The sequence below is a fragment of the Aquimarina callyspongiae genome (assembly GCF_034322225.1).
Lineage (GTDB): Bacteria > Bacteroidota > Bacteroidia > Flavobacteriales > Flavobacteriaceae > Aquimarina.
Genome location: NZ_JAXLPA010000003.1, coordinates 816583 through 829379 on the forward strand (window position 1 = coordinate 816583; position 12797 = coordinate 829379).

At 30.1% G+C, this 12797-nt stretch carries 15 protein-coding genes; 1 reads left to right on the plus strand and 14 read right to left on the minus strand.

What is annotated here, in order from left to right:
* Nucleotides 1-2 precede the first annotated feature (2 nt).
* The 13 genes from U0D62_RS15805 to U0D62_RS15865 all read right to left on the minus strand — a co-directional run bounded on the left by U0D62_RS15805 (nucleotide 3) and on the right by U0D62_RS15865 (nucleotide 10486).
* The gene (locus U0D62_RS15805) at nucleotides 3-1229 is read right to left on the minus strand and encodes a lanthionine synthetase C family protein (protein WP_322288277.1); all 1227 of its coding nucleotides are present in this window, start codon (nucleotides 1227-1229) and stop codon (nucleotides 3-5) included.
* A gap of 304 nt (nucleotides 1230-1533) precedes the next feature.
* Nucleotides 1534-1695, minus strand: a complete 162-nt coding sequence (locus U0D62_RS15810) for a hypothetical protein (RefSeq protein ID WP_322288278.1) — start codon at nucleotides 1693-1695, stop codon at nucleotides 1534-1536.
* 209 nt (nucleotides 1696-1904) lie between these two features.
* A complete protein-coding gene (locus tag U0D62_RS15815; protein WP_322288412.1) occupies nucleotides 1905-2177 on the minus strand; it encodes a TIGR04149 family rSAM-modified RiPP in 273 nt (90 codons plus the stop codon).
* Between the two features lie 45 nt (nucleotides 2178-2222).
* Nucleotides 2223-3899: a helix-turn-helix domain-containing protein gene (locus U0D62_RS15820; protein WP_322288279.1), complete on the minus strand. Its 1677-nt coding sequence runs from the start codon at nucleotides 3897-3899 to the stop codon at nucleotides 2223-2225.
* A gap of 233 nt (nucleotides 3900-4132) precedes the next feature.
* Nucleotides 4133-4288, minus strand: coding sequence for a hypothetical protein (locus tag U0D62_RS15825; protein WP_322288280.1), 156 nt, complete (start codon nucleotides 4286-4288; stop codon nucleotides 4133-4135).
* 208 nt (nucleotides 4289-4496) lie between these two features.
* Complete coding sequence (locus tag U0D62_RS15830; protein ID WP_322288281.1) at nucleotides 4497-4643, minus strand: class I lanthipeptide; 147 nt, start codon at nucleotides 4641-4643, stop codon at nucleotides 4497-4499.
* A 155-nt stretch (nucleotides 4644-4798) separates the two neighbouring features.
* Entirely contained in the window at nucleotides 4799-6517 is a 1719-nt protein-coding gene (locus U0D62_RS15835) for a helix-turn-helix domain-containing protein (RefSeq protein ID WP_322288282.1), read from the minus strand.
* Nucleotides 6518-6595: 78 nt separating this feature from the next.
* Complete coding sequence (locus tag U0D62_RS15840) at nucleotides 6596-6982, minus strand: thiol-disulfide oxidoreductase DCC family protein (protein WP_322288283.1); 387 nt, start codon at nucleotides 6980-6982, stop codon at nucleotides 6596-6598.
* A gap of 27 nt (nucleotides 6983-7009) precedes the next feature.
* Nucleotides 7010-7678 carry an ABC transporter ATP-binding protein gene (locus U0D62_RS15845; protein ID WP_322288284.1) on the minus strand — a complete coding sequence of 223 codons (669 nt, stop codon included), beginning with the start codon at nucleotides 7676-7678 and terminating at the stop codon, nucleotides 7010-7012.
* Complete coding sequence (locus U0D62_RS15850; protein ID WP_322288285.1) at nucleotides 7675-8895, minus strand: ABC transporter permease; 1221 nt, start codon at nucleotides 8893-8895, stop codon at nucleotides 7675-7677. Before U0D62_RS15850 ends, U0D62_RS15845 begins: the two co-directional genes overlap by 4 nt.
* An 80-nt stretch (nucleotides 8896-8975) precedes the next feature.
* Nucleotides 8976-9338 carry a TfoX/Sxy family protein gene (locus tag U0D62_RS15855; RefSeq protein ID WP_322288286.1) on the minus strand — a complete coding sequence of 121 codons (363 nt, stop codon included), beginning with the start codon at nucleotides 9336-9338 and terminating at the stop codon, nucleotides 8976-8978.
* Nucleotides 9339-9342: 4 nt separating this feature from the next.
* Nucleotides 9343-10008, minus strand: coding sequence for a DUF2461 domain-containing protein (locus U0D62_RS15860; RefSeq protein WP_322288287.1), 666 nt, complete (start codon nucleotides 10006-10008; stop codon nucleotides 9343-9345).
* A 115-nt stretch (nucleotides 10009-10123) separates the two neighbouring features.
* Complete coding sequence (locus U0D62_RS15865) at nucleotides 10124-10486, minus strand: VOC family protein (RefSeq protein ID WP_322288288.1); 363 nt, start codon at nucleotides 10484-10486, stop codon at nucleotides 10124-10126.
* Between the two features lie 93 nt (nucleotides 10487-10579).
* Here U0D62_RS15865 and U0D62_RS15870 point away from each other — a divergent pair, with 93 nt between their 5' ends.
* Nucleotides 10580-11965: a hypothetical protein gene (locus tag U0D62_RS15870; RefSeq protein ID WP_322288289.1), complete on the plus strand. Its 1386-nt coding sequence runs from the start codon at nucleotides 10580-10582 to the stop codon at nucleotides 11963-11965.
* Between the two features lie 29 nt (nucleotides 11966-11994).
* On the opposite strand, the gene U0D62_RS15875 is transcribed toward U0D62_RS15870, so the two are convergent.
* Nucleotides 11995-12762 carry a hypothetical protein gene (locus U0D62_RS15875; RefSeq protein ID WP_322288290.1) on the minus strand — a complete coding sequence of 256 codons (768 nt, stop codon included), beginning with the start codon at nucleotides 12760-12762 and terminating at the stop codon, nucleotides 11995-11997.
* Between the last annotated feature and the right edge of the window lie 35 nt (nucleotides 12763-12797).

The following is a 12797-nucleotide window of genomic DNA, read 5'->3' on the forward strand; positions in this document are numbered from 1 at the left end:
AATTAGTGAATCATTAGACATTCATCCCAGTTAGCTTCTTCTGGAGCCAAGTAAGAAAGTAGAGCTAACCCTATTCCTGTGATTCCTTCTAATAAGTTGATTTCGTTATGCCACTCTTCAAGATCACCTCTCCATTGTTTGTATCCAGCATAGCTTTCTTGATGAATATCCATTTCTAAAGCTTCGTACATCCAAAAGTCTGCTGTTTCTTTAAATAGGGGATCTTTAGTTTCCTGATAAATATAATTAAATATTGTAACGACTCCATAAGCACCATGACATAATCCTGCATCTTGTATTCTGGCCTCTTCTCTATCTCGTCTTTTTGCAGAATGTTTTAATACATCTATAGCCAGTTCTTGGTACGCTTTAATTTTTAATATTTTTCCTGCTCGCCATAAAGAAATACCCATTCCTAGATCTCCATAACACCAAGCCAGTCGGCTAGTTGCATATTCTTTCATTTGATCATGAATCCAGCTAGGAAAAAGAGAAGGGTTATTGCTATTTTTATATTTGTTATGAATTACAAATTCAATGGTTCCTTTCAATAAATCTTCTACTGATGTTTTAAAATCTTCATAAGGATATAATCGACATAAAAAATTTATAATACTTGCCATTCCATGAGACAAGCTCAAATTGGCTCCTCTAAAACCTTGTGTTTTGCTTAATTCATACTCCCAATAGATCCCTTTCTCTCCTTTTCTTGAAGAGTTTTTAAGTTCAGTTATTAAAAAAGTCAAATACTCTTTATATGTATTTTTTAAATCGGGTGATTTTGTGTTTTGATATCGTTTTAAAAAATAATATCCATATCCTAAAGCGCCATGCAAGAAGTCATAATATTCGTTCTTAATATCTTCTTTCATAACCTCATGGAGAAAAGAATCTAACTGCGATAAAAGAGCATCATTATCTATCTCAATAAATCCTTCTTTATTAAGAAATTCTATCGTCCATCCGGCCCCAGCAATACCTGTGCAAAAAGTTGGGTATGTATACCCACTATTAATCCGTTCTATGGTATGAGCTATAACCTCTGCTCCAACGTCTGCATATTCATCATTATCAAGAAATTTTGCATAATAAAATTGAAATAAAGAAACTCCAGAAATTCCTGATAAGACTCCAACGTGTTTACTTTTTTCAAAGTCATTTTTTGTGATTTCATATACTTCTGCTAGTTTTTTTTCCAGTTTCTTTCTTGAAATCTTATTGTTATTCATAAATGTTATTAAAATGAATTAGAGCTAATTTATGTCCAATGTAATGCCTTATGATATAAATGAAAAATTTAACACCCTAGATTAAACAAAATAAGGGAAATAAAAATCCTAAAAAGAGAAGTTGAAGAGATATTTAAACAAAGAACATTAAGAAATTAAAGGCGTTTATGTGAAGTAGAAGGATGATCTTATATTCAAATTGTTTATTGTCGAAATTTTCTGTGGTTTGTGCTTTTAACTATTTCAATCATTTTTTCATAAAACAAAAAAGCTGCCCGGAATCCAGGCAGCTTATAGTCATGAATTAATAACAATACGCGTGACCTCCATTCGGCAAATCAATGCACGTAAGACATATTCCTGGATCAGATAATAACCTAGTATCTACTCCTCCTTTTATCTTACTTAAATTTAAGTCACTGATTGTTTCTTTTTTAAGCTCTAAAGTTTTCAATGATTTTTTCATGATGTTGTTTTTAAATAAATCCCTACTCTATTAAAAGGTTTTCGGTTTCCCCTTATGAAAATCAATTATGACCATGGTTTGATTTTGAATCTAAATTTAGAATGTAAAAAAGGGGGTAAAAAATTAAGCTTCCTCATTTTGGATGAAATACGGATACAAAAAAGCTCTATAAAAATTATAGAGCTTTTCAAAGACAATAATACGTTCCGTTAAGGAACTAAACTACCGTTACACCACATATCAGACTCCCCGTCATGCGTTGGCTCAGTAGGTATACAATCTCCTCCACGAACTTTTTTCATTGTGCTGCTATCAATCTTAGCGATAGTAAGCTTTTTAAAGTTAATTTTTTTGTTTGTTTGTTTTTTCATGACTATAATAATTAAGTGTATTCTTAGATCTTTTAAAGGCCTAAGAACTATAAGGTTATATAGATGTAAGATACTTTTTATGTTAGGTAAATCATAATTAGTAAACCGCATTTTAAACAAAATGCGGAGTTTTAAACCTATTTTATTTACCTATGGTTATTGTTCTAACTTTTCAATGTTTTTAACGTAGTAAGAAGGGTTGAGACCTGTTTTTGTTTTAAAATGTTTTGTAAAAGAATTGTCACTCTTATACCCTATTTCTGTAGCAATGGATGCAATGGAGAAAGATCTAAACTTCTTATCGTTTTTTAATCTTTTGAGTGCATAATCAATTCTAAGATCATTGATGTAATCATTAAAATTTTTTCCTTTATGTGTATTAATTATTTTAGATAGATACGTTGCATTTGTTTTTACTTTTTTGGCTATTGCTCTTAAGTTACAATCAGAATTTAAGAAATACTCTTGCCTTTCTAATCTATCCAGCCCTTTTAATACCATATTAACTTTTTGATCATCAATTACGATCTGATTGGTAGTGTCTTTAATTTTTATTTTTATGTCTTGATTAGATTCTTTAGACTCTAACTCGGTTATTTTTGTAATCAGATTTTTGAAACGCGCTTTATTATTTTTTTGTTTTCTAAAGTATTTTACGCTTATAAAAATTAATGCTCCCGACACCAGAAGAAGTGTTATTAAAACATAGTTTTTAGATTTTTCACCTTTTTCCTGTTCGTTTTTAAGTGTATCTATTTGCTCTCCTAGTTCTTCTGTATCTTTATCATAGATTTTATTAACTGTTTTATCTTTTTCTTGTAGAAATTTATCCTGTAATGCAGCATGCTTCTGTAGCCAATGAACCGATTCTTTTTCATTTCCTAATGCCGTATAACAATCTGCCATTAGTCTGTAAATTTCCAGAACTCTTTTATCTCTATAATCTTTCTCTTCTGTAGAAATAATAACTGTTTGCAAATATGAAATAGCTTTATCATATTGTTCCTGTTTATAAAAGCAATAAGCAAAAAAATAGTTCAGGTTTTTCAATAATTTTTTACGGTCGATTTTATGAGTTTCTATAATTTCTTCTGCCTGATATAGATAAGTTAGTGCTTTATTAATATCGTTTCTATAAAAAGAGACCGCTCCTTTCTTAGTATATAAATCAATAAGTCCGGCGTGATACTCGATAGGCTTACTCATTTCTATACCGATTTCTGCATAGTGCAGTACTGAATCATATTGTTTTTTATCTAAATATATCTCACTTATAATGGTCAATAAATTAACATGATTTGAGCTTTTTTTTAAAGATGTTTTTTCAGTTATTTCTAGTGCGTGTTTACATACTTCAAGGGCTTTATCCAGCTGTCTCATTCTTCTACGAATAATTACAATTCCTGAATTTGCAATTATTTCGTCTTCTAAACTTCCTTTTTTCTGAGCCATCTCCAACGCACTATAATAGGAATCCAACGCTTTTTGATTTTTCCAATCCTGGAGGTATGCATTTCCTTGAATCAGAAACGTTCTACAAAGGAGTTGTTCATTTTTATCTTTTCTGGCAATTTTTATTGCTTGATTTAGATACTTTATACTTCTCTCAAAATTACCTTTTTTGTAAAAAGAATACCCTATATCATAAAAAATTGATGCAAGATCGAGTTTAGGATCCGGATGTATTTTTAATGCTTCTTCATATAATACACTTTCTTCTGAAGAAGATTTTTTAATATGATTAACCAGTTCTTCAGATGTTTTATTCTTAACGCTATCTGGGATTATTATATGTTGTTGTGCATATAACTTTATACCTAAAAAGAAAGGCAAGATTAAGAGATGGAGAAGAATTACAAACGAAGGCCTTTTAAACAAAAACATTAATATCAGGATATTGCTATACCTTCAAATGTAATAATTACTTTTCTAAAACACTTGTTACTGATAAAGATCTATTTAACCGTCTGGTAAATATATTTCTAGATCACTATCTCCTCCTTGAATAGTTTTCTGAAGGTTTTATTAAAAAATCCCTGAAGTAAATACTTCAGGGATTTTCTAAATTAATGTAGATTTTGATAACAATACCCTCCTACACAGGTACCATCACATAATGCCCAACAACTACTTCCAAGAAAATCTATTCCTGCCTTGATAGATTGTTGCTCACTTTTCTCTAGTTTAACTACTCCTTCTAAATTTAAAATATTATTAATCATAATTGTATGTTTTAATTACCTACTCTATGTAAAAGGTTTTCGGTTCCCCCTTATCAAAATCTGTTGTCGACATTATCTTGATTGTGATACTAAAGTAGTATGGAAAAAACACGGTAAAAAACTAAACAACCCTGTTTTATCTAAAACAGGGTCATAAAAAAACCCTGCACATTTTGCAGGGTCTAGTAACTTAATAATTTCTATCTGATCAATTATCCGCATTACATAGTTTCGGATCTGTTGGAAAAACTGTGGGAAGACTACTTCCTCCTTTAATCTTATGCATCGTATCGAGGTTGATTCTAGCTATAGTCAGCTTTTTGAGACTAATTTTCTTTACTTGTTCTTTCTTCATAAATAAAATTATTTAGTTATTATTTCTGACTCTAATATGATTTTAAAGAGTCCTCTGTTATTCTATTCTTATTGAAATATATATATCTTAGAGGGTATTATCTCAATATTAGAACCCGATATTAGACAAAATAGAGTGCATTTATGCATCGTTATTTAGCTTTCCTCTTGCTTTAGTTTTTCTATGTTTTTAATATAGTATGATGGATTTAAACCCGTTTTTGCTTTAAAACGTTTTGCAAACGCATCATCACTTTTATAACCTACTTCGACAGCAATTGATTTAACGGAAAAAGCTCTAAATTTTTTATCATTTTTTAGTCTCTGTAATGCATACTCAATTCTTAAATCGGTCAAATAATCATTAAAATTTTTCCCTTTATGAATATGAATAATTTTAGTTAAATAGGTTGAATTGGTTTTAACTTTTTTAGCGGTTGTTCTTAAATTACATTCTGATTTTAAAAAATATTCTTGACGCTCTAATCTACTCAAACCTTTAAGCACTTCATTAACTTTATTATCGTCAATTATAATTTTGGTACTGTTTTTTTTCTTTTCTTTTTTATTTTTTTCTGATTCTAAACGACTTATTCTTTCAATCAATTCATCAAACACTTCTTTATTGGATCTTTGCTTTTTATAATGTCTGAAGGCTATAAAAATAAAGACTAACGATATTACTATTGAGATCATCAATATATACTTTGTAATACCTTGTTCATTTTTAAGATTTTCTATTTCCTGTTCATACTTATCTGTTTCTCTTTCATAAATTTTATCGACTGTTTTGTCTTTATCTTCTTGATAATTGCTATTTAGTTTTACATATACATTTTCCCAATAATGAGCTTGCTCAAAATCTTTCTTTTTAAAATAACAATTTGCTAATAGCAGGTGCGATTGGATTACTGGCAGCTTACTTAAGTCATTTACTTCTATAAAATCCATTGTTTGACACAAATAAAAAATTGCATTATCATATAACTGTTGTTCATAATAACAACTAGCCATAAAATAGTTGATTTTTACAGTTGGGAACAACTTACTATCAATGTTATGATTTTCTAGAATACTTTTTGCTTTCCCTAAATAATTAAAAGCCAGATCATATTCTTTTTTATAATAAAATACAATTCCCATTTTAATATATAAATCGACAAGGCCTTCTTTATAGTCAAGAGATTTACTCAATTTGATCCCTTTTCCTGCATAATACATTACAGAATCATATTGTCCTTTATCTAAATATATTTCATTGATATTAGTTAAAATTCTAACATGGTTTTTTCCATTTTTATAAGAAGTTTTATTAATAGATTTTAGCATCTCTTTAGAGATTTTGAGTGCTTTATCTAATCGATTCATTTTTTGCGAAACAAGTACAATCCCCGAATTTGCTATAATCTCTTTTTTAAGGTTTTTCTCCTTTTCTGCAAGATGTAGTGCTTTAACATAGTAATCAAATGAGTTTTGATGTTTTCCTTCTCTAAGGTATGTAGCTCCTTTTAATATATGCGATCGAAACAAAAAATTTTCGTCCTTTAATTCATCTGCTATTTTGTATATTCTATTAGCGTATTCAATACTTTTTTTGAAATTTTCTTCTCCGTAAAAAAACCATCCCAGTTTATAATACAACTTGGCTATACTTGTATCATTTTTATGTAAATTCAAGAGTATTTCTTCATATACTTCTGATTTTTCAGTATCTGATGACTTAATCAAGTCTACTAATTCATAAGGCGTTTTATGTTTAAGACTATCTGCTACATTGAAAATAGATTTTTGCGCACCTATACTTGTAGTAATAGAAAATAGGAATAAAGAAATAGGAATAAGATATAAGGAGGTCTGCTTTTTAAAAAAAATCATCTAATTAGGTGTGAACTGCAAACCCAAATGTAATGATTCTTTTTAAACTATTTTTTTAGTTGAAAGTAATCCAAAAAACTATCTGAAATTAATGGTACAACTCTGAGATTGTCCAAACCATTTTACTCTATTTCTAGAAGCTAATTTATAAATCCCATCTCTAATCATTCTAGGTACAAATGCCAATAATGCCGCAACTAGTTTCCATCTAGGTATTTTGGAAATTATCTTAAGAAAACCATCTGAATGTGTATGTGAACCCTTTTCGTCAATAAGAATAACCGTGTCTAATCTTTCTAAAGGAAAATTATATTCTTTCAACAATTCTTGGCCTTTTGGAGATTGAAAAGGAACAAATTGAAAAATATCTTCGGGTGCAAATTTCATCAACCAACCTACTACTCCATTGCACAGATTACACTCGCCATCAAATACAATGATGCTTTTATATAAGGAATTTTCCATTTTATTGACTTTTAACAGGTTATGACATTATAGTCGTATACACCCGTCAATCATTTCAATAGAACGGTGGGAATTTTTATAAATCTTAGCATCATGTGTTGCAATTACTACTGTTTTATTTCTTCTTTCAGTTATATCTTTAAGAAGGTTAAAGATCATCTCAGAGTTTTTTTGATCTAGATTTCCAGTAGGTTCATCTGCTATAATCAATGACGGATCATTGATCAATGCTCTCGCTATTGCCACTCGCTGTTGTTGCCCTCCAGAAAGTTTATATGAAGGTCGTTTTTCATATCCTTTCATTCCTAGCTCATCTAATAAATGTAATGCATCATTTTTAATCTCGTCTTTCGTCTTTTTTCCTAATTTCATCGCCGGAAGCATTACATTTTGCAATACATTAAACTCTGGAAGTAAGTAGTGAAACTGATATACAAATCCAACATGTTTGTTTCTAAAATCTGTAAGTTCTGATGCAGATAATGTTTTAAGGTTTTGATCATTTATTTCTAAGCTTCCTTCAAAATCAGTATCCAAGGTCGATAAGATATATAATAATGTAGATTTACCACTGCCAGACTCTCCATACACCGAGACTAATTCTCCTTGTGAAACCGATAAAGAAACGTTATTTAAAACCTGATGCTTCTCTGGTTCTGTAAAGTATTTATTGATATGTTTTGCTACAAGTGTCATATGCCTCTAATTATAGTTACAGGATCTACTTTACTCGCTTTTTTGGAAGGAAAGTATCCTGCCAAGATAGTTGTTACTATCCCAAAAGACAGTCCTAAAACATAATATGCTATCTTAAAATTAATAGGATAGGTATCTACAATTATAAAATCCGAAGTGTCTAATGGTGTAGTAGAGATCATATGACTTATTAAATATCCTAAAGTTACTCCTAAAACCGATCCGATTACGCCTATAATAATAGATTGTAGTAGAAAAATAAATACAATATCATTACCTGAGTACCCAATTGTTTTTAATACTGCTATATCTTTTCTTTTCTGAACTACTGTGTTATTAAGAATGTTATAAATTCCAAATCCTGCAACCAATAACAATGCAAATGATACTGACCATGTTAATATATCTCTGACCCTATTACCAATAACAATGGTTTTATTATTCTCCTTCCAATCTTCAACATTAATGGTATCGATGTTTTGAGCTAAATAGTTTTTTAAATTGATATCATCTCGGTCTTTTAATTTTATATGAACATTGGTTATCGACTCTTCCTTACCTAGTAATCTCTGTAGAGTTTTGGCTGACACATAAGTCCTTACATTATCGATAGTAGTAATCCCAAAACTAAATATTCCCGTAACCTTAAGTCGTTCATTTTTACCGTTAGGAAGTATTATTTTTAAAGAATCACCGACAGAGACTTGTAATCTTTTGGCTAAACTTATTCCTAACAAAATCGTATTTTCTGATTGTAAACTATCAAACCCCTCACCCTGAATCAATCTACGGTCCAATTCTACCATTTTATTTTCTTTTAAAGGAAAAATACCATTGAGGCTCCCCGGAAATTGTTTAGTATCACTAATGAGGATGGCTGGAGAGATGATCTGATGTGCAAAATATTCTACGTTTTGATCATTTATCAAAATGTTCTCTATTGATTTTACCTCTTTTGGGGAGATTGTTTGGTTCCCTAATTGTTTATTCTTAGGGGTTTTTATAGATGATTTTGCACTAATAACAAGGTCTGGATTACCACTAAAAACCGCATCATCTAAAAAGTCATTAACTCCGGTCATAAAATTAATCATGACAATAAACGTAGTGACACCTAACAATACTCCTATAATTGCTAAAAAACTTTGTTTTTTTCTTGAAGCCAGATAATGTAAGGCGATAAATATGTTTGTGTTATTTAAAACTTGTTTAGGCATATTGCATAGGTCGAGAAAGCTCAGGAAGTATTACAAATCTATGTAAAAGAAGGAATTACATATTAGGATACTAATTTTTATTATTTTTTCTTTTTACTCCTTTTTGCCAGCGGATTAAATTCTAAGCATAACTCTATCCAATATTCCAGTTCAACATCAAGATCAAATCCATCTGGAGTCACAAAAACATATCCTTTCATGGGTCGACCTGTAAAATCCATAGGCTGGCAGCCTTCTTTAAGAATAGCTTTCTCAAAAGCTTTTTCTCCAATACGAGCCATTAAAAGATCGGTTTCTTTCTTTTTATCATAATGAATCCCACAACACATTTTATCATCAACCATAAAACATAAACCACCCATCATTTTTTTTGCATAATAATTTACTTTCTTTTCCTTAAAAATTTGATGAATACGATCTGCCGTATATTCATTATATGCCATTTGTTTATTGTATTATTTTGGTTAAATAATCATTCAATGGTCGCATTACCAACCAATAATCCATCAATGTATCTAAAAGAGATTCTTTTGTAATCAAATCAGGAGTTTCTTCTGCAACAAAATAAAACTGTTTATTAGTAATAAGTGGTTCTTTTATACAAGCCTCCTGCCACTCTTTAGGAATACGCTTCATCGTTTCTCCCCTAATTTCTCCAAATTTTTCAATAAAACCCTCATTACTTAGTAAAGATTTAATAGTACTCGAATCTTTACTAATCGCTGATCTTATATTATAAAGTTGTTCTTTTGAAGGACCAAAACATCCTCCCATTATACCAATCATTTCTGGAGAGAAACGTAAAAAAATCCCTGGAATACTCTTGTCTTTACGACCTGCTCTGGAGATAAATGCGGTATAATGAAGATTATAAGGTGATTTATCTTTAGAAAACCGAATATCTTTATTAATCCTTAAGATACAATTCTTGGGTTCAATTTGTAACTCTGAATCATATTTTTGGATAGACGTAATCATATCTCCAATAAATCTTTCAAAAGGTTTTTTTATACTGGATTCATATCTTTTTTTATTGGCATGAAACCAATCTTTATGATTATTCTGCGCCAGTTCCTTAAAAAAACTGAGGAAATCTTCTGTAAAATACTGCATGGATTTGTCAATTACGAATTAAACAACTATACATAAAAACCTTTAATCAAGCCTGTCTTTGAAAGACAGGCCAATTACTTGCTTTCTAATATTTTTCTCAAACTTAAGATAGCTGTTACGCCATAGAATGAAATGCAACTCTATTACCTTCTGTATCCAGAAAAATTGCCATATATCCATTTTCTCCTAAAGAGGTCTTTGGCATAATTATTTTCCCTCCTGCTTTCTCGACACGAGCTAAAGGTACTGACAGATCATCTCCTCCATTTAAATATGCAAAAGTTCCTTCTTGCGAAGGTTTATTACCATTACCATGAGTAACACAACCGCCTACTCCTCCATCTTTGTAAGGAAAAAACGCCATTTTAAAATCCATTTCCATGGGTTGTAGTTCTGCATCCAAAAGTTCACTATAAAATTGTATTGCTCTTTCAAAATTTGTACTTGGTATTTCAAACCAACTAATTGCGCTTGACATAATGTTGTAATTTTTTGATTAATAACTACTCAAAGATAGATAATAGGTATTTTCAAAAAAAATTATATTTTTGAAAAAACATAGGTTTCTAAAATGAAAAAAAGCGAAGAATTATTTTATCTAATTCAATCACTAACCAAGAGTGAAAAACGATATTTCAAACTCACAGTACAAGGAAATGAATCTTCAGAATACTTAAGCTTATTTGATGCCATTGAAGACCAAAAAACATACAACGAAGCTAAAATAAAAGAACTTTTCAAGCACAAAACTTTTATCAATCAGCTAACTACCATAAAAAACTATTTAAAGCAACGTATTCTTCAATCTCTACGAAACTATCATTCAAAAATTTCTAAAAATGCCGAATTAATGGACATTATAAGAAATGTTGAGATTTTGTTTCATAAAGGACAGTACGCCATTTGTGAAAGTGAGTTAAAAAGAGCAGAAAAAAAAGCAAAGAACTTTCAACACGATCTACTCCTGTTTCATATACAAGATTGGAAAAGAAAAGTACATCAGGCTCTAAATCCGCAGGATTTTGCAGCTTTAAAAACAATTATTCAGAAACAAAAAAACACCTTAGAATCTACCAATGATTACATCAATCTCTTACTCGCCAATATAGATCCTTCGCAATTTTCTTTATCCCACAAAAAAAATGTGTCTTTACAGAACAAAACCCTTAAAACACTTCATAAATACAGGAAGTCATTGTTAGACAAAAACTCTGATAAAGCAAAACAAATCATAGAATCTTTAATCAAAGAATGGGAGCAAAATCCAGAATTATTAAAAGAATATTTCCCAATGTATTTTTCTGTCTGTAATAATCTTCTTGGGTTTTTAGTATTTAAAAAACAATATAAAGAAGCATTTGTACGAATTCTTCTCATTAAACAAAAAGCACTTACTGTAGACAAAGTATCGGCAGCTTTGATAAAAGAAAAACTTAGACTCTATAATATTGAACTTGAAATCCACAGAAACCTAAAAGAGATACACACAACTCATGAAGTTATTAAAGAAATCCAGGATTTTATAACCAACAACAAAACATTGGTTCCTGATAATTACTGGCTATCCTTTCGCTTTCAGTTTGCTACAATCTATTTCTTAAAAAAAGACATTAAAAAAACATTGTACTGGGTAAATGACATCCTTAATCATCAAACAAAAAAAGATCGACAGGATTTGATTAGATACACGTATTGGTTAAACCTATTAGTACATTATGAATTAAGTAATGAATTTACATTACGATATTTGATAGATGCAATGAAAAGATATCTAAAAAAACACAAAAACATAGAACTCTATGAGAAATTAATATTGAAGTTTTTATCAAAGACAGTAGAGTATTCTACTACAGAAAAAAGAAAAGCTTTTGCACAACTTCAAGAACAGTTACAAGAATCTCCAATTCCTGATACTGTCCTGGGATATGTAGATTTTAATAGATGGATACTTTATTAAATTAGTGTTTTAAAACACTCCCTCACTAATCATCCCATTGGCATTTTAAAAACATTGTCGTTTATTTTAATATTAAGCTCGACATTTTCTGTTTGTAACACCTGGAAAATTTGATCTCCATATTTCATGGTTGATAAAAATGGATACCAATAACCATTAACTTCTCTATAGTCTTCTAAAAAAGCTTTCATCACTTGACCTTTAGATGGCCCAGTCATTACTTCAGTCTCTGTTAGAATAGGAACATATTTCTCAGTATGTATATAGTAGATCATTACATTTTGTTTTTCTTTTCCTTCAATCAAAATAGGGTCTTTGATAAATTTAATTTTAAAAGTTCTTACACCATTAATTTCTTCAGTTCCTAAGAGCTCTGCTTTGAATCCGTTTTCATACCAGTTATGGATTGGGTAAGGAAATTCTTTAATAGCCCGTTTTAAATTTTCAGTGGTTTCTTGATCTTTATTCTCTGGATTCATTTCTTGATTTGATCCCCAAGCACTTTTTCCATCATATGCGATACTAACGTACGACATACCATTGATAAGAAGAGAGGTATATTGTCTACCATCTTTCATTAAGATTCTTGTCATTGGCAATTCCATATTTTGAGAAACCAATTTTGCGGTTCCCATTATTTTCATAGAGGTAATTTTATCCCAATTTTCTTGTCCTCCAGTAACTTCAGTGTATTTATCTAATATTTCTTCAACGGTTTGAGAACGAACTGACGTTGTTAAACCAACCGAAATAATGATAAAGATCAAAAGCGTTCTCATTGGTATAATTTTTTTCATTTTATTCGGTTTTTTGATTTTGCTCTTATTTTATG

Coding starts and splice junctions, on each gene's coding strand:
- U0D62_RS15855 (WP_322288286.1), bottom strand. CDS start 9,338: ATGGCATATAATGAATATACGGCAGATCGTATTCATCAAATTTTTAAG.
- U0D62_RS15870 (WP_322288289.1), top strand. CDS start 10,580: ATGAAAAAAAGCGAAGAATTATTTTATCTAATTCAATCACTAACCAAG.
- U0D62_RS15805 (WP_322288277.1), bottom strand. CDS start 1,229: ATGAATAACAATAAGATTTCAAGAAAGAAACTGGAAAAAAAACTAGCA.
- U0D62_RS15860 (WP_322288287.1), bottom strand. CDS start 10,008: ATGCAGTATTTTACAGAAGATTTCCTCAGTTTTTTTAAGGAACTGGCG.
- U0D62_RS15840 (WP_322288283.1), bottom strand. CDS start 6,982: ATGGAAAATTCCTTATATAAAAGCATCATTGTATTTGATGGCGAGTGT.
- U0D62_RS15845 (WP_322288284.1), bottom strand. CDS start 7,678: ATGACACTTGTAGCAAAACATATCAATAAATACTTTACAGAACCAGAG.
- U0D62_RS15835 (WP_322288282.1), bottom strand. CDS start 6,517: ATGATTTTTTTTAAAAAGCAGACCTCCTTATATCTTATTCCTATTTCT.
- U0D62_RS15875 (WP_322288290.1), bottom strand. CDS start 12,762: ATGAAAAAAATTATACCAATGAGAACGCTTTTGATCTTTATCATTATT.
- U0D62_RS15830 (WP_322288281.1), bottom strand. CDS start 4,643: ATGAAGAAAGAACAAGTAAAGAAAATTAGTCTCAAAAAGCTGACTATA.
- U0D62_RS15865 (WP_322288288.1), bottom strand. CDS start 10,486: ATGTCAAGCGCAATTAGTTGGTTTGAAATACCAAGTACAAATTTTGAA.
- U0D62_RS15810 (WP_322288278.1), bottom strand. CDS start 1,695: ATGAAAAAATCATTGAAAACTTTAGAGCTTAAAAAAGAAACAATCAGT.
- U0D62_RS15815 (WP_322288412.1), bottom strand. CDS start 2,177: ATGCGGTTTACTAATTATGATTTACCTAACATAAAAAGTATCTTACAT.
- U0D62_RS15850 (WP_322288285.1), bottom strand. CDS start 8,895: ATGCCTAAACAAGTTTTAAATAACACAAACATATTTATCGCCTTACAT.
- U0D62_RS15825 (WP_322288280.1), bottom strand. CDS start 4,288: ATGATTAATAATATTTTAAATTTAGAAGGAGTAGTTAAACTAGAGAAA.